Raw genomic sequence first — 17,061 nt, 5'->3', positions numbered from 1 at the left:
GCCGGCTCCGGGAATGATCAACAACAACAAGGGGAACTGACATGAACGATACCAAGAAACAGGCCATCGAAACCCTCTCCGCCAGGGCAAGGAGCGGCGAGATTTCGCGCCGGCAGTTCACGCAGCTGGCGGCACTGGTGCTGGCCGGAACGCCGATGCTGCTGCGCTCGACCGGCGCCTTCGCGCAGGCCAAGGAACTGGTGCTGGTGAACTGGGGCGGCGACGCCATTACGGCTTACGACGCCGCCTACGGCCAGGCCTTCACCAAGGAGACCGGCATCACCGTGAAGATGGACGGCTCGGGCCCGACCGAAGGCGCGATCGCCGCACAGTTCAAGAGCGGCGCACCGACCTGGGATCTGGTCGACGTCGATCCGTTCTCGGCGATCACGCTCGGCGCCCAAGGCGCTCTCGAGCCTATCGACTATGCCATCGTCGACAAGAAGAAGATGCGCGAGGGCTTTGGCTGGGAATACGCCGCCTCGACCTATTTCTTCTCCTATGTGATCGCCTACGACTCGGAAAAGTACGGCAGCAACGCGCCGACCGGCATGGCCGATTTCTTCGACGTCAAGAAATTTCCCGGCAAGCGCTCGCTCTACAAATGGGGCGTGTCGAGCTGGGAAGCCGCACTTCTCGCCGACGGCATCGCGCCAGCCTCGCTCTACCCGCTCGACCTCAAGCGCGCGCATGACAAGATCGCCGCCTTCAAGGAGAACGTTGTGGCCTATTGGGGCGGCGGCGCCGAGAGCCAGAGCGTGCTGCTAAACGGCGAAGCCTCGATGGCCATCGTCTGGTCGACACGCGCCTCGCTGATCGAGCAGGATTCGGGCGGCAAGATCAAGTTCATCTGGGACCAGGGCCTGATCTCGCCCGGCGCACTCGCCGTGCTCAAGGGCAACCCCGGCGGCAAGGAAGCGGCGATGAAGTTCATCGCCAGCGCCCAAGATCCGGAAAAGCAGCTCATCATGTTCGACAAGCTGGGACAAGGCCCGGCCAATCCGGCCGCCGACGCGCTGATCCCAGCCGACAAGAAGCGCATCAATCCCGTCGACCCCGAGAACATGAAGAAGCAGATCGCGCTCGACATGGACTGGTACGCCAAGAACTACGGTCCGGCGCTCGACGAATACACCAAGATCATCTCGGCCTAACCGGGTCGGGATCATCGGACCGATATGAGAGGCACCCTCTCCGACAGAATGGGCGCGGCGCTGTTGATGGCGCCGCTGCTCCTGTTTCTTGTGCTCGCCTACGCCTGGCCGTTCCTCGGCGTGGTCAAATGGAGCGTCACGCTGCCGACGCCGGGGCTCGGGCAATATGGCGCTCTGGCCACCGACCCGCTGGTGCAGTCGGTGTTCATCCGCACGCTGCGCATCGCCCTGATCGTCACGTTGGTGTCGGTGGCGGCGGCCTATGCCATCACAGTCGTCTGGGTGCGCGGCAGCCCGGCGCAGCGCGTCGTGGCCGAGTTCTGCATTCTCGTTCCCTTCTGGATCTCGGTGCTGACGCGCGCCTTCGGCTGGGTTGCGCTGCTTTCCAACCGCGGCCTGATCAACAGCTGGCTGCAATCGATCGGCTTCATCTCCGAGCCGCTGGCGCTGGTCCGCAATGAATTCGGCGTCATCGTCGGTATGACGCATTTCCTCATTCCCTTCGCGGTGTTTCCGCTGGCGTCGGCCATGCGCAGCCTCGACGACCGCGTGCTCCTAGCGGCGCGCGGGCTCGGCTCCAGTCGCATGCGCACCTTCTGGTCGGTGTTCGTGCCGATGACGCGCTCCGGCATCATCGGCTCGGCGCTGATCGTCTTCGTGTTTTCGCTGGGCTTCTTCGTCACGCCGGCGATCCTCGGCGGCGGCCGCAGCGTGATGATCGCCGAGCTGATCTACCTGCGCATCTTCCAGAGCCCGGACTGGGGCCTGGGCGCGGCGATCAGCGTGGTGCTCGTGCTGTTCGTCGGCGCGCTGATGGCGCTGTTGTTCCGCTACGTGCGGCCGAAACAGCTGGTGTAACACGATGCCGACCTATCGCCCCGGACCTGTCTCGCTTGCACTTGCCGGCCTTGTGGCGCTGTTCCTGCTGTTGCCGCTACTGGCCGTCATTCCGGTGTCGCTGACGCCGAGCCGTATGCTGGCGATGCCGACGGGGGAATTGTCGCTGCGCCATTACCGGGCGCTGATCGAGGATCCGCGCTGGATCGACGCCATCCTGCTCTCGATCCGCATCGGCATCGTCAGCAGCGCCATCTCGACGGTGCTGGCGCTCTGCTTCAGCCTCGGTGTGTGGATGTTCCAGCCGCGCTTCACCGCTGCCCTAGTCGGCTTCGTGCTGTTGCCGATGGTGGTGCCGCCGGTGGTCTCGGCGATCACGCTCTACTTCCTTTTGACCTCGATCTCCGGCTTCAGCTCATTCTTCGGCTACGACACCTGGCTCGGCGTCGCCATGGCCCATTCGGTGATGACGGTGCCTTTCGCGACGGTGCTGATCCTGGTCTCGCTCAGCCAGCTCGACCGGCGCATCGACCTTGCCGCGCGCGGCCTTGGCGCCAGCGTGTGGCAGCGTGCCACGCGCATCATCATGCCCAACATCAAGTTCGGCATCGTCACCGCCGCCCTGCTCTCCTTCGTGCTGTCCTGGGAAGAGATCGGCGTCACCCTGTTCATCACCTCAGTCAACGCGATTACGCTGCCTCGGCTGATGTGGATGGGCCTGCGTGACAACATCGACCCGGCGATCGCGGCGCTCTCGGTGATCCTGATCATCATCACGGTATTGGTGCTGGCGGTGCGCAGTGTCATGGCCAGGCAGCGCGGCGGGCATTAGTTCTGGAATTGCTCTAAATTAGACAAAACTGACCGAGACGCGACCAAACCTGCCCAGATCGCCGGTGACTTCGTCACCGGCTTCGACGCTGATCGGCGTCACGCAGGTACCGGTTATCACCACCTGTCCCGGCTGGAGTGCTATCCCCAGGCCCGACAATTCATTGACGATCCATGCAAGCGCAATACGAGGGTCGCCCAACACCGCTGCCCCGGTTCCGTTGTGCTCAGACTTTCCGGAAACGAAAGCGCCCACCGGGTGCTGCGCGAGATCCACGTCGCGCCAATCGTCTTCTACAGCCTCGCCGATGACGAACAGATTGGCACAGGCGTTGTCCGCTATCAGTTGCGGCGCGCCGACGGCGCAGAAATCGTCGTATCGCGAGTCCGGTATTTCGATCGCCGGGTGCACGGTCGCCACGGCATCCATCACTTCAGCGATGTCATAAGGTGCCGAACGAGGCGGCAACCGGCGGCCGAAACGAAAAGCGAATTCGATCTCGGCAACACGCATCCTGCTCGTCGCCAGGGAAACAGCCCCGCCGATCTCAACCGCCTTTTCGGCCAGGAGACGCCCGGCCATCGGGCCATCGACGTTGATGTGCCTTTGTCCAGCCAGACTGGTTGCGGCGATCTTCCAGCCGAAAAGCGGCGACGCCGAATGATCCATCACATGCGACTGGATGGCGTAACCTTCGATCCGCGTCTGTGGCCGCAATTCCTCGGGTATGGCGTGGAGGCGGGTGCCCTTGTCCCAATGGCCTACCAGCAACTGCGATGCAGCCCTGGCCTTTTCTGGATCGAGCATCGTCAGCTCCGGCAATCAAGGAACAGCTGCCCGTAGCTTCGCGGATCAGGAGCCCGGCAAAGACCGACCCGCTATGGACCCGCCCACATATCCGGCAGGATAGGTGAGCAGGAATTGAGAGTCCACATTGCCCAAACAGGTCCGGCGGGCACTGTCGATCCGACGGGCTTCAGGGGCAGTTCGTTCTTCAGCCATGGCACCCGGCAGGATGTGGCCATGGCGTCGCTGCGCGACAACATCGACCGGCGATCGCCGCGCTGTCGATGATCCCGATCATCATCACAGTGCTGGTGCTGGCGGCGCAACGTCGCTACGAGGCAAGGCGCGGGCAGCGATATTCTGCCGCGCGAGGCATTAGCTATGGCCGGGGTGTTTCGGTATCGACAACACCCCAACGCCGCCTGCCTTGACCAATTGCGGACCGAGGCCGGGTCGCCGGGCACGGCCGTGCCCGGCGGATACCGGCGCCAGCCTCAGGCTGCCTGCGGCCGGCGCTGCCTTTCGGTGACGTACAGTTGATGGCGGCCCGCGAGCGGCTTCTCCTTTGCCAGCAAGCCGTCCAGCAAGGCAAGCAGTTCGCGCGCGGCGGCCGACTTGCAGGAATAGTAGACCATCTGCCGGTCGCGGCGGGTTTCGACGATGCCGAACCTCCGCAACTTCGCAAGATGCTGCGAGAGCGCGGACTGGCTGAGCTCGACTTTATCGGCGAGAACGCCGACCGACAATTCGCCCTCGGCCAGATAGTTCATGATCAAAAGCCGCTTGCCATTGCCCATTACGGACAGGAAGGCGGCCGCTGTTTCGGCGTTGGAAGTAAGTTCCTTCGAGACCATTTATTTCCCCATATGCCTTGCTCTTCCGAACGCCATGGGGGCAATGGCATCAGACATCCAGAGCATTGCCTGAGCTGACCATCCCATTTTTAACGGGACGGGGCTCTGCTTCTCGTTTGACCATGATCCTTCTCGAAACAGGTTGCCACCATTCGGGATCATGGCCGGGACAGCATGCGCGATTTTTTGCGTTACGCAAGCCGGCACAGATTCGATCTTTTTGAATCTGCGCCGCCAACAAGTACCAGCGCCGCGCTCTTTCAGCAAGAATATAACGAGTTCTTCGCCCCGCATTTATAGTGCGCCGCATGTTTCGCGACAGCCACAAGGGAGAAATCAGCGGCAACGGGTAGTTCACGCCCAGTTGAGAGGGCGGCGATGAAACCTAGCGCCGCATGCTGCGTTTTGGTGGATCATAACAGCAAGGGTTTTACCCATGACCCAGGGATGGTTTTCGAGGCCGGTTGCGGTTTCGGTGGGCATCGCGGGCTCGATCCGGCACATTTCCAGCGCACAGCAGGCGGTCGAATTGCTGACAGGCCAATGGCGCGACGCCGGGAGTGCGCAACACGGCTCGGCGCTGCGCGCCTGCCGCCGTGCCATGAGCGGCGACCTTCCGGCCGATGCGGCCATGGATGCGTTTGTCGGCGCCGCCCGTGAGGCGCATGTGCTGGTCGAGTAGGCCGGAGCAAACCCGATTGCCGCGTTCAGGCCGTCGCATGCTGTCGTTGGTTCTGCCTGCCGACCAGAACGGCGGCCGGGGGGCCGGAAGGTTTCCGGAAACGTTTTAGCGACCGCTAACGGAATGGAAACTGCTCTACGATATTAATTGAAATTCAAGTTTGCATAAGGTCCGATGCGTGAGCATGCCTGCCACGGTCCGGAACTGAGCGGCCGCGTGAAGCATCTTCGAGGCGAGGACGACCTGGGGCTGGAGACTCTTGGGGCTGGAAGACATCGAGCTGGAAAACTGAGGGCTGCAGGATTTCCGGGAGAAGTGAGGTATCGAATGGACCCGTCCGGACCCCGCAAAGAGAGGCGCCTTCATGCACGAGAGATTGTGCTGAAGGAAGCGACCATCACAACGGAGAACGCCGAGATAGGCTGCTCCGTTAGAAATCAGCACGAAAACGGAGCTGAATTGCGCGTCGCTCCCGGCGTGAAAATACCGGATCGCTTTGTGCTTCACATACAAGCCGACGGCGCCACCTATCGCGCCGTTGTTCGGTGGAGGAGAAGCGAGCGACTTGGGGTGCAGCTCTATGGTGGCCCTCCGAACGTTTGACCGATCACGCGCCTCCGTAGCTGCCCTCATCGGCCAAGGTGGACCGATGCCGCCAGCGGAACCAAGCCCCTTGGGGCGCGTTCCCTCCTGCAAGCTAAGGAGGACATCATGCTGCGAGGAGCGCTACTCTGGCTCATCGGGATTCCGATACCGGTCATCATCGTTCTGTGGCTTCTGGGCTATCTGCATTAGCCAAGTGAACTTTCAGGCCACCGGCCTCCAGTTCTGCGCCGGCAGAGTTGGAACACGCCGCCGCGCAAACGCTAAGTCATTGAAATATTGGCGATCCCGACAGGATTCGAACCTGTGACCATCGGCTTAGAAGGCCGGTGCTCTATCCAGCTGAGCTACGGGACCGCTGGCCGGCCGTGCCGGCTGATGTCTTCACGCCCGGGCGTTGCCCGGCAATGCCGGTCAGTGCGTCCAGGGCGTCCTGCGGTCATAGCGGAAATTCTCCGCATAGGAAATCTGCCGGCGCTTGGGTTCCTTCGGTTCCTCGACGCGGAAGGCGAGGCCTTCGCGCTCGGCGTAGGCCACGGCCTCTTCCCTGGTGTCGAAAGTCAGCCTGATCTGGCTCAGCATGTCGCCCGAGGTGGTGTAGCCCATCAGCGGGTCGATCTTCTTGCGCTGCGCCGGATCGAATTCTAGCACCCAATGTCCGGTCTTGGCCTTGCCGGATTGCATCGCGGTTTTGGCTGGGCTGAAAATGCGCGCGGACATGACCACCTCGTTGCTCCCTGGGGCGGACGGCTCCAGGCACTCCTAAACCGGCGCCTGCCCTCGAAAAACCCGATTCAGGGTCTCGGGGTCGTGCGCCAACCCGTCATTACTGTGCAATGGCGCCGGCGGCAAGGCCGACAGGTTTTGCAGCCGCGGCAGACGACCGTGGGCAACCGGGTCGGACGACGGGTCTTCGACCCGCGCGGACGACGGTCTTATGACCGCGTCGAGTTGGCGCGGCGCCGCATGCGGCATATGTCGGATACACTGGCGTGCCAATCACGGTTATGACAATGACGGACATGGTGGCGGAAACCTTGCGGACCGGCGAACCGGCAATCTTAGACGGCGCGATCGTGATCGGTGGCGGCGCCGCCGGGCTCGCCGCCGCGCACGCGCTGATCAAGGCCGGCTTGGCCGTGCAGGTGCTGGAATGCGAGAACCGGTTGGCCGAGCCCTGGCACCGGCGGCACGAGAACCTGCATCTCAACACGCATCGCGACCTTTCCGCGCTGCCGGGTGTCACCTACCCCACCGGCACGCCCGGCTTTCCGCACCGAACCGCCGTCATCCGCCACCTCAACGAATTCGCCGAGACGCACCGGCTGCCTGTCACGTTCGGCGTCGGCGTGGACGAGATCGTGTCCGGCGGCGACCACTGGATCGTGCGGACCAGCGCCGGTCCGCGGCGCGCGCGCCATGTCGTCGTCGCCACCGGGCGCGACCGCCAGCCTTTCATTCCGCAGTGGAAAGGCATGACGGACTTTGCTGGACGGATTATCCATTCGGCGGATTTCGGCTCGGCCAGGGATTATGACGGCAAGACGGTGCTGGTGGTCGGCGCCGGCAATTCGGGCTTCGACGCGCTCAATCACCTCGCCGGGGCGAACCCTGGGCAGATGTGGCTGTCGGCGCGCAACGGCCCGGCGCTGCTGCCCAAGCGCATCGGCCGCAAGATCGCAGTGCACCGGTTTTCGCCGGTGCTGGCGCGCCTGCCGGTGTGGCTCGCCGACGCCGTGATCGCGGCAACGCAGCGGCTCGCCCTCGGCGACCTCAGCAAATTCGGCCTGCCTGCGACGGCTTCGGGCGGCGCCAGCCGCCTGGTCGGCGACTACACCGCGATCGCCGCCGACGACGGCGCCGCCGCCGCCATCAAGACAGGCAGGATCATCGTCGTGCCGCAACTGCGGGAATTCACGCCGGACGGCGTCATTCTCGACAATGGCCAGACGATCTCGCCCGACATCGTCATTGCCGCCACCGGCTACCGCACCGGGCTGGAGACGATGGTCGGCAAGCTCGGCGTGCTCGACGGCAAGGGGGTGCCGCTGTTCAACGGTTCCGACAGCGATCCGAAACTACCCGGCCTGTGGTTCACCGGCATGCGGCCGAGCATCCGCGGCTGTTTTTCCAATGCCCGCATCCAGGGCGACGCGCTCGCCCGCAAGATCGCCCGGCAGAATCGCTAAGCGGGAAGCAACCCTGGCGCGCCTTGCACTCGTCGCGCCGCAGCCGTTTGTTGCGGTTGCGTTTTAGGGGTTGCGCGGCAAGGCCCGGAACCTTATACGCCGCAAGGCCTCGGAGTGTAGCGCAGCCTGGTAGCGCATCTGGTTTGGGACCAGAGGGTCGGGAGTTCGAATCTCTCCACTCCGACCATTTCCCTACATCAACGATACGAACCCCGGCGATGACGACAGGTCCTTCGCCTCGGCTGCCATGCCTGCCGTTCGATCCCCACGCGAGGTTCCTGCAACCGCCGTTGGAGAGCGATTTCAGAATGTATCGTTTTAGCACAATTCCCAATTGCTGGACTTGCGCTGGCCGTCGGTGGTTAATTTTTGCGTCTGACCAAGGAGGGACAAGGTCGCGCAACGGGAGGAGACAATTTATGGAATACGAGTTCGAGAGACGCAATCAAGCCGACGACCAGCCGTATGAAGTTATCTCTTTCGCCCAAAAGTATGGCCTGACGATCCCAGCCGCGGACGCGGTTCTTTTCGCCAAAGGTCCGTCCCGCACGGCATGCGACGCCGCCGCACTGGCTTTCCTCTGCGCGATTGCCGCCAGAAAACAATCGGCACGCTAGCTTCCATGAATTCGACAGTGAGGCGCGGCGAAGGCCTTTCTCGCCGCGCATGACCGCCAAAGCGGCCATTTGTCTCCATAGGCGGCTCGCGTCGTGGCCGCCACGCCTGCATCAGCAATGTCGCGTCAGGTCCGGATGAAGGCCAGCAGGTCCGCGTTGATGGTCTCCGGATGGGTGGTGCACATGCCGTGCGAAAGGCCCTCATAAACCTTCAGCGTGCCGTGCTTGACCAGCTTTGCCGCAAGCAGGGCGGAATCTTCGATCGGCACGATCTGGTCGTCGCCCCCATGCATGATCAGAACGGGTACGTCGAGCTTCCTGAGATCGTCTGTGAAGTCGGTCTCTGAGAAGGCCTTGATACAGTCGTAGTGGGCCTTGGCGCCGCCCATCATGCCCTGGCGCCACCAATTGTCGACGACCCCTTGCGAGATTTTGGCGCCATCGCGGTTGAAGCCGTAGAACGGGCCAGCAGGAACATCCCTGAAAAACTGGGCGCGGTTCGCCACAAGGGCTGCGCGAAAGCCGTCGAAGACCTCTAGCGGCAGGCCGCCCGGGTTGCTGTCGGACTTGACCATGATGGGCGGCACCGCACCGATCAGCACCGCCTTGGCGACGCGACCGCCGCCATGGCGGGCAACGTAGCGCGCCACCTCGCCGCCGCCGGTCGAATGGCCGATATGGACGGCATTGCTGAGATCGAGATGTTCGGCAAGTGCCGCGACGTCCGCAGCGTAGGTGTCCATGTCGTTGCCGCTCGCGGTCTGCGAGGAACGGCCATGGCCGCGCCGGTCATGGGCGATGACGCGAAAACCCTTGTCGAGGAAGAACAACATCTGGTTATCCCAGTCGTCGGAACTGAGCGGCCAGCCGTGATGGAAAACGATCGGCTGGCCGTTGCCCCAATCCTTGTAGAAGATCTCGGTGCCGTCGCTGGTGGTTAATGTGCTCATCGTTCTGCTCCTGAAGTTGGTTTGTCGGCGAAGGTTCGCTCCTTCTGTGGACAGGCTAGAGAAGCTCGGCCATGGTGAGGATTGGCAAAATAGACATTGAACGAGGCAAAACTGACAAATGGCCGCTGTGCGTGATCCGATCGAGATCGGGCTTGTTGTCTATCCCGGCGTGCAGCAAGCCGCCGTGCTTGGGCTCACCGATCTTTTCATGTTGGCCGACCAGATGGCGCAGGCGCGGTCGACACAGGCGCCGCGGCTTCGCATCAGCCATTGGCAATTGCAGGAGGGTGCCGTCATCCGCAGCTTCGACAGCGAGCCGGCTGGCAGCGAACCCGGTAACGGGCCGGCCATGGCCATCCTGCCGCCGACACTCGGCCAGCCGATCGCGCGCGAGACGGCAGCGCCCTATGCCGAGTGGCTGAGGGCGCGCCACGCGGCGGGTGCGACGCTGGGCTCGGTCTGCGCCGGTGCCTTCGTGCTTGCCGAAACCGGACTGCTGTCCAGCCGCGCGGCAACGACGCACTGGGCCTACAGCGAGGCGCTGGCCAGGCGCTTTCCCGACATCCTGCTCGACGCCGACAGGCTGGTCATCGACGATGGCGACATCATCACCGTCGGTGGCTACATGGCCTGGACCGATCTCGGTCTCAAGCTGGTCGACAGGGTGCTTGGGTCGGCGGTCATGATGGCGACGGCGCGCTTCATGCTGGTCGACCCACCGGGACGCGAGCAGCGTTTCTACAGTCCCTTCGCGCCGCGGCTGAACCATGGCGACGAGGCGATCCTCAAGGTGCAGCACTGGCTGCAGGCACGAGGGGCGCGCGATGTCACGCTCGGCTCGATGGCCGAGCAGGCCGGCCTGGAGGAGCGGACCTTCCTGCGTCGCTTCCGCAACGCCACCGGCCTCAAGCCAACCGAATATTGCCAGCATCTGCGCGTCGGCAAGGCACGCGACATGCTGGAAATGACGACGCGATCCGTCGACCAGATCGCCTGGGACGTCGGCTACGACGACCCCGGCTCGTTTCGGAAAGTGTTCGCCAGGATAACGGGGCTGGTGCCTGGCGATTACCGCAGGCGCTTCGGCGTGGGGCGGGCCACACAGGCCGACGAGGAGGGCTGAGCACGGCAGCGGCGGGTGGCGGACGCACCTCTACCTGTCGGCCGGCTCATCCTGAGTATCCGAAGGGATCGACATTCCCATTCGGTGATACAGGAAGGCAAGCTCGCCGGGCGAGGACCCCAACCGCCACAACTCCCGGCGAGCCTACAACCTGATTTGGAACGCAATCAGGACCGGGGATTAAGCCGGCAAACTGGTGTTGCAAGATGGATGCCAGTGATTTGATCCCGAAATGAGACAGCAGCGACGGCCTTCTCCTCGCTCTAAATCTCGAACTCGCCCTGCCCTTGGTCCATGGCGCTGACGGTCTCGGCGGCGAGCGCGCGGGTGATCGGCGTCTTGCGCTCCAGCGCTATGCGGTCGAGCCGTTCGACGACGCGCATGGCGGTCGCCAGCGAGCGCTCGATGCGGCGCACCAGATATTGCACGACATGCGGCTCAACCTCGACCTGGCGGTCGGCGAACAGCTTGGTGATGACGCCGGCGAGAAGCAGGTCGTCGGGCTCGTCGATCTCGACGGTTGCCGCCGCCTTCAGCCGCGAGACGAGGTCGGGCAGCGCCACACCCCAGGCCAGGGGAAAACGTCGCGCCGTCAACAGCAGGGTCGAGCCGGCGCCGCGCACGGCGTTGATGAGGTGGAACAGGCCGGCCTCGTCGATCCGTGCCTTGTCGACATCGTCGATCAGCGCCGGCCTTTCGCCGAGGCCGGCGATGCAGTCTTCGATGCGCTCGGCATCGACCCTGACTGCGCCGGCACGAGCCTGCCAGATCGTGGCCAGATGCGTCTTGCCCGAGCCCGCCGGGCCGGCCAGCACCACCACCGGCGAAGGCCAGTCGGGCCAGCGGTCGATCAGCGCTGCTGCCTGGCTGTTGGTGCCCGAGACGACGAGCTCATCGCGCGAATAGCCGGTGCCGTGGCCGAGATCGAGCGGCAGCTGGCGCGGCGGGTCGGCTTTCTGGTCAGCCATCAGGCTCAGCCACGCGGTCCCCTGCGGCGGTTGGCCGGCAGCGGCGGGACGGGTTCGGTGGCATGGCCCTTGTAAAGCGGCGATTCGAGATAGCGGGCAATCGCGAAGCGCACCAGCACGGCGACGGCGGCCGAAGCCGGCACGGCGATCAGCAGGCCGACGAAGCCGAACAGCGCGCCGAAGGCAAACAGCGCGAACATCAGCCACACCGGATGCAGGCCGACGCTCTTGCCGACCAGCCGCGGCTGCAGGATGTTGCCCTCGATGAACTGGCCGACGAAGAACACGGCGGCTACCGCCGCCACCATGGTCCAGTCGGGCCAGAACTGAACGAAGGCAACGCCGACGGCCAGCACCAGCCCGGTCAGCGAACCGACATAGGGGATGAAAGAGATCAGCCCGGAAAACAGGCCGATCAGGATGCCGAAATTGAGGCCTGTCAGCGTCAGGCCGGTGGCGTACATGGCGCCCAGCACCAGGCAGAGCGTGCCCTGGCCGCGCACGAAGCCGGCGGTGGCGGTGTTGATGTCCCTGGCGATCGTCCTGACCGTCTGGACATAGTCGCGCGGCACCCAGCTGTCGACGATCGCCACCATGCGGTCCCAGTCGAGCAGCATGTAGAAGGCGACCACGGGCGTGACCACGAACAGGCTGACCACCGAGACCAGCGCCACGCCCGAGCTCCAGATCGAGGTGAAGACGGTGGTCAACAGCCCGAAGCCGGAGGTGAGCAGCGAGTTCAGCCCGTCGCGCAGGCTATTGGCGTTGACGCCGAATTTCTGTTCCAGCCATTTTGGGTCGAAGCTGGTGATCAGGCCCTGCAGCCGGGTCAGATACTCCGGCAGCTTGCCGGCGAAATCGGCCATCTGCGTGGCCAGCACCGGAACCAGGATGACAAAAGCCAGCACCAGAGTGACGATGAAGGCAATCAGGATGACGATCGTCGCCATCAGCCGGGAGAGGCCGATGCGCTGCAGCCGGTCGGCGACCGGATCGAGGAAATAGGCTAGCACCATGCCGGCGACGAACGGCAGAAGGATGCTGGAGAAGACATAGAGGAACAGCGCCAGGAGCACGGCGGTGGCCAGCCAGAAAAAGATCTGGCGGCGGAACGCCAGAGACGCAGCTTCGCCGGCCGCCGCGGCCTCGGCGGCCGCTTCGATCGATCCTTGATCAGGTGCCCGGTGTGGAGCCTTCGCCATAGCCGCTCATATGCCTCAGCCAGCCCACGAGATAGGCCGCGGCGGAAGCCACGGTCAAGACCCCGGACATCAATATGAGCGCGGGCCGCAGCGGGTCGAGATGGATGTCGAACGCAAGCTCGCCCAGCACCACCGCCGCCAGCACGATCTGGACGGCGGTGTTGGCCTTCGAAACGAAGAGCGGCTTCATCTCGACCGGATGCGCCATCACGGTCGACAACAGCACGGCGCAGATGATCAGCGCATCGCGCGAGACCATGGTGACGACGAGCCACAGCGGCAGCTCGCCGATGAAGCCCATGACCACGAACACCGAGACCAGCAGAACCTTGTCGGCCATCGGGTCGAGATAGGCGCCTAGCTCGGAATGCTGGTTGTAGCGGCGGGCGATGAAACCGTCGACCCCGTCGGAAATGCCGGCGACGAGGAAGCCGGCAAAAGCCCAGCCCCAGTGCGCCTGCAACATGGCCAACACCACGGCGGGCACCAGCACAAAGCGCATGATCGTGATCATGTTGGGGATGGTCAAGGCGATGTCCCGTCGTGTCTTGTTGAGAGATAGATGATGGAGATGGGGGATGGGTGCAAGGGAGAAACTGCCAAACTCCCCTCGTGGGGGAGATCAGCAGCTTCGCCGGCCATCCCCGTTTTTATCGGGGGCAAAAGCCCACCATTTTGCCGTTATCCTTGCGGACGGAAACCGTTCATGCGAAGAGCCCGGGAAAGCAGGGAAAGAGTATGAGCAAGCGCAAGAACGGGCTCACCTATGCCGAGGCGGGCGTCGACATCGATGCCGGCAATCTGATGGTCGAGAAGATCAAGCCGCTGGTGCGGGCGACGCGCCGGCCGGGCGCCGATGGCGAGATCGGCGGTTTTGGCGGCCTGTTCGACCTCAAGGCAGCCGGCTTCACCGATCCGGTGCTGGTCGCCGCCAATGATGGCGTCGGCACCAAGCTGAAGATCGCCATCGATGCGGGAAAACACGACACGATCGGCATCGACCTTGTCGCCATGTGCGTCAACGACATCGTCGTGCAGGGTGCGGAGCCGCTGTTCTTCCTCGACTATTTCGCCACCGGCAAGCTCGACCCAGACCAGGGTGCCGCGATCGTCGGCGGCATTGCCGAGGGCTGCCGGCAGGCCGGCTGCGCGCTGATCGGCGGCGAGACGGCGGAAATGCCCGGCATGTATCACGGCAGCGACTACGACCTTGCCGGCTTTGCCGTGGGTGCCGCCGAACGCGGCCAGTTGCTGCCGACCGACGACATCGTCGAGGGCGACGTGCTGTTAGGCCTCGCCTCCTCCGGCCTGCACTCCAACGGCTTCTCGCTGGTGCGGCGCATCATCGGCGTCAGCGGTCTTGCCTGGAGCGATCCGGCGCCGTTCAACGACGAGTCGACGCTGACCGAGGCGCTGCTCGAGCCGACCCGCATCTACGTCAAGTCGATCCTCAAGGCGATCCGCAACACGCATGGCATCAAGGCGCTGGCGCACATCACCGGCGGCGGCTTCCCCGAGAACATCCCGCGCGTGCTGCCCAAGGATTTTTCCGCCGAACTCGACCTCGAGGCCATCGAGGTGCCGGCGGTGTTCTCGTGGCTGGCCAAGACCGGCGGCGTGGCGCCGGAAGAGATGATGCGCACCTTCAATTGTGGCATCGGCATGATCCTCGCCGTCGCCTCCGGCCAGGCGGCGCAGGTGGCCGCCGTTCTGCAGGAGGCCGGCGAGACGGTGACGCCGATCGGCCGCATCGTGCCGCGCCGCGACGCCGGCGTCCTCTATCGGGGCTCGATCGGCCTATGAGCAAGAAACGCACCGTGGTGCTGATTTCGGGGCGCGGCTCCAACATGACGGCGCTGATCGCCGCGGCAGCGGACCCCACCTATCCGGCCGAGATCGTCGGCGTGATTTCCGATCGGGCAAACGCCGCCGGCCTCGCCATAGCCGCCGCGCGGGGCATCCCGACCAAGGTCATCGTGCGCGCCGACTATGCCAGCAAGGAAGCCCATGACGGGGCGATCGACGCCGCGCTTGTCGGATTCGGCGCCGAGATCGTGGCTCTTGCCGGCTATATGCGCATCCTCGGCGCGCGCTTCGTCGAGAAATGGCTGGGGCGGATGGTCAACATCCACCCTGCTCTGCTGCCGGCCTTCAAGGGGCTGGACACGCATGCGCGCGCGCTGCGTGCCGGCATGCGCATCCATGGCTGCACCGTGCATTTCGTCACGCAAGACATGGATGACGGCCCGATCATCGCCCAGGCGGCGGTGCCGGTCATGGTCGGCGACAATGAGGATACGCTGGCCGCGCGCGTGCTGAAGGCCGAGCACCGGCTCTATCCGCTGGCGCTGGGGCTGGTCGCCGAAGGCAAGGCGCGCATGGAGAAGGGCCACACCGTGCTCGCCCACTTCGCCGACGACGCGGAGAACGGCACCTCCGTGGTGATGGCGCCGGACCCGCTGCGCGAAGAGCGCGATCTCGAGCAGCTGGCGCGGATCACGCCGTAAGAGAGGCTGGCATGGCGACAACGAGGCAACTGCTTGTACTACGACACGCCAAGTCGAGTTGGGACGACCCCAAGCTCGCCGATTTCGACCGGCCACTCGGACCGCGCGGGTTGAAGACGGCGCCGCTGATGGGGCGCGAATTGGCCCGGCGCGGCTGGCTGCCGGATCTGGCGCTGGTCTCGTCGGCGCTGCGCACCCGCGACACCTGGCGGCTGGTCTCGGCGGAACTGCCAAAAAAAGTGCCGGCGGATTTTGCCCTGGCGCTCTACGAAGCCACCGCGGCGGACATTCTGGCCAAGGTGCGGCAGGCAAAGGCGAAGGCGGGCAGCCTGCTGGTGCTTGGCCACAATCCCGGGCTGGAAGAGTTCGCACGCCAGCTTGCCGGCGACGGATCGGATGCCGGGGCGCTGAAAAAGCTCGAAGAGAAATTCCCGACCGCGGCGCTGGCCCGTTTTGACGTCGACGGCGACTGGGCTGACCTCACCTTCGGCAGTGGCCGGCTGACGCATTGCATCAGGCCGAAGGAATTGAGCTAGCCGCGTTGGCGTTGTTCGAGCCATAGTTTTCGCTGCCAGCGAAAGCGGCGCCGGTGGCAACGAGGATGACGGCGACGGTAGGAGCGATCTTTTTCATGTCAAATACTCCTGGTTTCGAGTTGTGGGGTAATCAGGCTCGAGTACCCTCGGCCCATTGCTTCCCTTTCGCCGCCATCTGGAGCGTCGTTACAGCCATCACCGCTTTGTGATGGCCAGTTGATCCAGCCTTCCCCAGCCGAGGGCGGACTCGATAGCCGGCGGCACAAAAACAGAGCGGCGGGACAAGCCCGCCGCTTTGAGGTCTTTCGAGGACCGAACCGTTCAGCGATTGCCGAACAGGTTGCGGTCGGCGCCCTGGGTCACCGGCTTCTGAACCGACGCATCCGACTTCTTGATCGAAGCGGTAACGGTGCTGTCGACCGAAGCGGCCGGCTGGTTGGCGTTGGCCGAGCCGTAATTGTCGCTGCCGGCGAAGGCGGTGCCCGTGGCTACGAGGATGGCGGCAGCGGTAAGAGCGATCTTGGTCATGTCAAATACTCCTGATTTCAATGTTTGATGGTTGATGGTTCGGGGAACGGAGCCGGATTAGCGGCCCCAGATGCCCTGGCCGGATTCCGGCTGGGCCGAATCGGGCGTCAACTTGAAGCCTTGGTGCTCGACCGGCTTGCGGATCGAAGCCGTGAAGCTGTGGTCCAGATTGTCGGCAGGCGCGGTAACGGCCGGCTGGTGGACGTTGTTCGAACCATAGTGGTCGCTGCCGGCGAAGGCGCTGCCCGTGGCAACGAGGATAGCGGCGGCTGTAAGAGCGATCTTGGTCATTTCATGTACTCCAGTAGTTCACTGTTCTGTCCGTCAAGTGGCGTGCCTTGGGAGGAATTCGCGTCGCTCGGACCACCCCGAGATGGGTCTGTGTTATTGCCATTTCCAGTCACGAAGATGTGCCCGAAGAACCTCTGAAATGGCGCTTGAAATCTGGCTGGAGGCTTCCTGCGCCATAATCTTTCCAAGCGATATCATGTGGTTAGGCGAATACACCTCGGACCAGCGCCCAAGATTTTCCGAGCCGGCGTTCACACCGTCGTGCACGGTGCGTCAACGTAAATCGAACCGAACGGTTCGGTTTATGCCAACTGCCGGGAGTTTCGCCACCTGCAGGCCAGCGATAAAGTTTGCCAGCTTGGAGTTTGCCTTGCGCGCGGATCGATATTATCCGTTGTCACG

General features: G+C 63.9%; 20 protein-coding genes, 2 tRNA genes and 1 pseudogene. 12 read left to right on the top strand and 11 right to left on the bottom strand.

Annotated elements, in window-relative coordinates:
• Window positions 1-41: 41 nt before the first annotated feature.
• The 3 genes from D3227_RS23890 to D3227_RS23880 are packed head-to-tail and all read left to right on the top strand — an operon-like array spanning window position 42 to window position 2,823.
• A complete protein-coding gene (locus D3227_RS23890; protein ID WP_120016737.1) occupies window positions 42-1,154 on the top strand; it encodes an ABC transporter substrate-binding protein in 1,113 nt (370 codons plus the stop codon).
• 24 nt (window positions 1,155-1,178) lie between these two features.
• Window positions 1,179-2,012, top strand: coding sequence for an ABC transporter permease (locus tag D3227_RS23885; RefSeq protein WP_120016736.1), 834 nt, complete (start codon window positions 1,179-1,181; stop codon window positions 2,010-2,012).
• Between the two features lie 4 nt (window positions 2,013-2,016).
• A complete protein-coding gene (locus D3227_RS23880; RefSeq protein ID WP_120016735.1) occupies window positions 2,017-2,823 on the top strand; it encodes an ABC transporter permease in 807 nt (268 codons plus the stop codon).
• Window positions 2,824-2,841: 18 nt separating this feature from the next.
• On the opposite strand, the gene D3227_RS23875 is transcribed toward D3227_RS23880, so the two are convergent.
• Together D3227_RS23875 and D3227_RS23870 are read right to left on the bottom strand one after the other, a co-directional pair.
• Complete coding sequence (locus D3227_RS23875; RefSeq protein WP_120016734.1) at window positions 2,842-3,630, bottom strand: 2-keto-4-pentenoate hydratase; 789 nt, start codon at window positions 3,628-3,630, stop codon at window positions 2,842-2,844.
• 473 nt (window positions 3,631-4,103) lie between these two features.
• Complete coding sequence (locus tag D3227_RS23870) at window positions 4,104-4,463, bottom strand: ArsR/SmtB family transcription factor (protein ID WP_120016733.1); 360 nt, start codon at window positions 4,461-4,463, stop codon at window positions 4,104-4,106.
• Window positions 4,464-4,899: 436 nt separating this feature from the next.
• Here D3227_RS23870 and D3227_RS23860 point away from each other — a divergent pair, with 436 nt between their 5' ends.
• Both D3227_RS23860 and D3227_RS44070 read left to right on the top strand, forming a co-directional pair.
• Window positions 4,900-5,145 (top strand): DUF982 domain-containing protein, encoded by a 246-nt coding sequence (locus tag D3227_RS23860; protein WP_120016731.1) that lies wholly within the window; start codon window positions 4,900-4,902, stop codon window positions 5,143-5,145.
• A 174-nt stretch (window positions 5,146-5,319) separates the two neighbouring features.
• Complete coding sequence (locus tag D3227_RS44070) at window positions 5,320-5,748, top strand: PilZ domain-containing protein (RefSeq protein ID WP_342634008.1); 429 nt, start codon at window positions 5,320-5,322, stop codon at window positions 5,746-5,748.
• 280 nt (window positions 5,749-6,028) lie between these two features.
• On the opposite strand, the gene D3227_RS23850 is transcribed toward D3227_RS44070, so the two are convergent.
• Window positions 6,029-6,105 (bottom strand) — tRNA-Arg (locus D3227_RS23850).
• A 57-nt stretch (window positions 6,106-6,162) separates the two neighbouring features.
• Window positions 6,163-6,468, bottom strand: coding sequence for an ETC complex I subunit (locus D3227_RS23845; RefSeq protein ID WP_120016729.1), 306 nt, complete (start codon window positions 6,466-6,468; stop codon window positions 6,163-6,165).
• A gap of 302 nt (window positions 6,469-6,770) precedes the next feature.
• Here D3227_RS23845 and D3227_RS23840 point away from each other — a divergent pair, with 302 nt between their 5' ends.
• The 3 genes from D3227_RS23840 (at window position 6,771) to D3227_RS23830 (ending at window position 8,554) form a co-directional block, all read left to right on the top strand.
• Window positions 6,771-7,937 carry a flavin-containing monooxygenase gene (locus tag D3227_RS23840; protein ID WP_167480817.1) on the top strand — a complete coding sequence of 389 codons (1,167 nt, stop codon included), beginning with the start codon at window positions 6,771-6,773 and terminating at the stop codon, window positions 7,935-7,937.
• A gap of 110 nt (window positions 7,938-8,047) precedes the next feature.
• Window positions 8,048-8,124: transfer RNA gene (locus D3227_RS23835), tRNA-Pro, on the top strand.
• 232 nt (window positions 8,125-8,356) lie between these two features.
• Entirely contained in the window at window positions 8,357-8,554 is a 198-nt protein-coding gene (locus tag D3227_RS23830; protein WP_120016727.1) for a hypothetical protein, read from the top strand.
• A 125-nt stretch (window positions 8,555-8,679) separates the two neighbouring features.
• Here D3227_RS23830 and D3227_RS23825 read toward each other — a convergent pair whose 3' ends face one another.
• On the bottom strand, window positions 8,680-9,504 hold the full coding sequence (locus D3227_RS23825) for an alpha/beta fold hydrolase (protein WP_120016726.1): 825 nt from the start codon (window positions 9,502-9,504) through the stop codon (window positions 8,680-8,682).
• A 118-nt stretch (window positions 9,505-9,622) separates the two neighbouring features.
• On the opposite strand from D3227_RS23825, the gene D3227_RS23820 reads away from it, so the two are divergent.
• On the top strand, window positions 9,623-10,627 hold the full coding sequence (locus D3227_RS23820) for a GlxA family transcriptional regulator (RefSeq protein ID WP_120016725.1): 1,005 nt from the start codon (window positions 9,623-9,625) through the stop codon (window positions 10,625-10,627).
• Window positions 10,628-10,890: 263 nt separating this feature from the next.
• On the opposite strand, the gene hdaA is transcribed toward D3227_RS23820, so the two are convergent.
• The 3 genes from hdaA to D3227_RS23805 are packed head-to-tail and all read right to left on the bottom strand — an operon-like array spanning window position 10,891 to window position 13,326.
• Window positions 10,891-11,595 (bottom strand): DnaA regulatory inactivator HdaA, encoded by a 705-nt coding sequence (gene hdaA / locus D3227_RS23815; RefSeq protein WP_120016724.1) that lies wholly within the window; start codon window positions 11,593-11,595, stop codon window positions 10,891-10,893.
• Between the two features lie 5 nt (window positions 11,596-11,600).
• Window positions 11,601-12,797, bottom strand: coding sequence for an AI-2E family transporter (locus tag D3227_RS23810; protein WP_120016723.1), 1,197 nt, complete (start codon window positions 12,795-12,797; stop codon window positions 11,601-11,603).
• Complete coding sequence (locus D3227_RS23805; RefSeq protein ID WP_120016722.1) at window positions 12,769-13,326, bottom strand: CDP-alcohol phosphatidyltransferase family protein; 558 nt, start codon at window positions 13,324-13,326, stop codon at window positions 12,769-12,771. The genes D3227_RS23810 and D3227_RS23805 overlap by 29 nt, the downstream gene beginning before the upstream one ends.
• Before the next feature lie 209 nt (window positions 13,327-13,535).
• Here D3227_RS23805 and purM point away from each other — a divergent pair, with 209 nt between their 5' ends.
• Genes purM through D3227_RS23790 form a run of 3 tightly spaced genes read left to right on the top strand, consistent with a single transcriptional unit; the run spans window position 13,536 to window position 15,840 of the window.
• Entirely contained in the window at window positions 13,536-14,600 is a 1,065-nt protein-coding gene (gene purM / locus D3227_RS23800) for a phosphoribosylformylglycinamidine cyclo-ligase (RefSeq protein ID WP_120016721.1), read from the top strand.
• On the top strand, window positions 14,597-15,304 hold the full coding sequence (gene purN, locus D3227_RS23795; protein WP_120016720.1) for a phosphoribosylglycinamide formyltransferase: 708 nt from the start codon (window positions 14,597-14,599) through the stop codon (window positions 15,302-15,304). The genes purM and purN overlap by 4 nt, the downstream gene beginning before the upstream one ends.
• Window positions 15,305-15,315: 11 nt before the next feature.
• Window positions 15,316-15,840 carry a SixA phosphatase family protein gene (locus tag D3227_RS23790; protein WP_120016719.1) on the top strand — a complete coding sequence of 175 codons (525 nt, stop codon included), beginning with the start codon at window positions 15,316-15,318 and terminating at the stop codon, window positions 15,838-15,840.
• Window positions 15,841-15,844: 4 nt separating this feature from the next.
• On the opposite strand, the pseudogene D3227_RS44360 reads toward D3227_RS23790, so the two are convergent.
• The 3 genes and pseudogenes from D3227_RS44360 to D3227_RS23780 form a co-directional block, all read right to left on the bottom strand.
• Window positions 15,845-15,937 (bottom strand): annotated as a pseudogene (locus tag D3227_RS44360) (DUF680 domain-containing protein); the annotation flags it as partial.
• Between the two features lie 224 nt (window positions 15,938-16,161).
• On the bottom strand, window positions 16,162-16,368 hold the full coding sequence (locus tag D3227_RS23785; RefSeq protein WP_120016718.1) for a DUF680 domain-containing protein: 207 nt from the start codon (window positions 16,366-16,368) through the stop codon (window positions 16,162-16,164).
• Window positions 16,369-16,425: 57 nt separating this feature from the next.
• Window positions 16,426-16,659, bottom strand: a complete 234-nt coding sequence (locus tag D3227_RS23780; protein ID WP_120016717.1) for a DUF680 domain-containing protein — start codon at window positions 16,657-16,659, stop codon at window positions 16,426-16,428.
• Window positions 16,660-17,061: the final 402 nt, after the last annotated feature.

It is taken from the genome of Mesorhizobium waimense (genome assembly GCF_003601975.1).
In the GTDB taxonomy this organism is placed as follows: domain Bacteria; phylum Pseudomonadota; class Alphaproteobacteria; order Rhizobiales; family Rhizobiaceae; genus Mesorhizobium; species Mesorhizobium waimense.
The sequence above is the reverse complement of the archived record's forward strand: the minus strand, read 5'-3'. Positions and strand labels throughout refer to the sequence as shown.

What these genes read in the sequence shown, in the direction of transcription:
- D3227_RS23870 (WP_120016733.1), bottom strand. Translation starts at nt 4,463, where the DNA reads ATGGTCTCGAAGGAACTTACTTCCAACGCCGAAACAGCGGCCGCCTTC.
- D3227_RS23845 (WP_120016729.1), bottom strand. Translation starts at nt 6,468, where the DNA reads ATGTCCGCGCGCATTTTCAGCCCAGCCAAAACCGCGATGCAATCCGGC.
- purM (WP_120016721.1), top strand. Translation starts at nt 13,536, where the DNA reads ATGAGCAAGCGCAAGAACGGGCTCACCTATGCCGAGGCGGGCGTCGAC.
- D3227_RS23860 (WP_120016731.1), top strand. Translation starts at nt 4,900, where the DNA reads ATGACCCAGGGATGGTTTTCGAGGCCGGTTGCGGTTTCGGTGGGCATC.
- D3227_RS23880 (WP_120016735.1), top strand. Translation starts at nt 2,017, where the DNA reads ATGCCGACCTATCGCCCCGGACCTGTCTCGCTTGCACTTGCCGGCCTT.
- purN (WP_120016720.1), top strand. Translation starts at nt 14,597, where the DNA reads ATGAGCAAGAAACGCACCGTGGTGCTGATTTCGGGGCGCGGCTCCAAC.
- D3227_RS23790 (WP_120016719.1), top strand. Translation starts at nt 15,316, where the DNA reads ATGGCGACAACGAGGCAACTGCTTGTACTACGACACGCCAAGTCGAGT.
- D3227_RS23890 (WP_120016737.1), top strand. Translation starts at nt 42, where the DNA reads ATGAACGATACCAAGAAACAGGCCATCGAAACCCTCTCCGCCAGGGCA.
- D3227_RS23840 (WP_167480817.1), top strand. Translation starts at nt 6,771, where the DNA reads ATGGTGGCGGAAACCTTGCGGACCGGCGAACCGGCAATCTTAGACGGC.
- D3227_RS23820 (WP_120016725.1), top strand. Translation starts at nt 9,623, where the DNA reads ATGGCCGCTGTGCGTGATCCGATCGAGATCGGGCTTGTTGTCTATCCC.
- D3227_RS23875 (WP_120016734.1), bottom strand. Translation starts at nt 3,630, where the DNA reads ATGCTCGATCCAGAAAAGGCCAGGGCTGCATCGCAGTTGCTGGTAGGC.
- D3227_RS44070 (WP_342634008.1), top strand. Translation starts at nt 5,320, where the DNA reads ATGCGTGAGCATGCCTGCCACGGTCCGGAACTGAGCGGCCGCGTGAAG.
- D3227_RS23780 (WP_120016717.1), bottom strand. Translation starts at nt 16,659, where the DNA reads ATGACCAAGATCGCTCTTACAGCCGCCGCTATCCTCGTTGCCACGGGC.
- hdaA (WP_120016724.1), bottom strand. Translation starts at nt 11,595, where the DNA reads ATGGCTGACCAGAAAGCCGACCCGCCGCGCCAGCTGCCGCTCGATCTC.
- D3227_RS23785 (WP_120016718.1), bottom strand. Translation starts at nt 16,368, where the DNA reads ATGACCAAGATCGCTCTTACCGCTGCCGCCATCCTCGTAGCCACGGGC.
- D3227_RS23830 (WP_120016727.1), top strand. Translation starts at nt 8,357, where the DNA reads ATGGAATACGAGTTCGAGAGACGCAATCAAGCCGACGACCAGCCGTAT.
- D3227_RS23825 (WP_120016726.1), bottom strand. Translation starts at nt 9,504, where the DNA reads ATGAGCACATTAACCACCAGCGACGGCACCGAGATCTTCTACAAGGAT.
- D3227_RS23885 (WP_120016736.1), top strand. Translation starts at nt 1,179, where the DNA reads ATGAGAGGCACCCTCTCCGACAGAATGGGCGCGGCGCTGTTGATGGCG.
- D3227_RS23810 (WP_120016723.1), bottom strand. Translation starts at nt 12,797, where the DNA reads ATGGCGAAGGCTCCACACCGGGCACCTGATCAAGGATCGATCGAAGCG.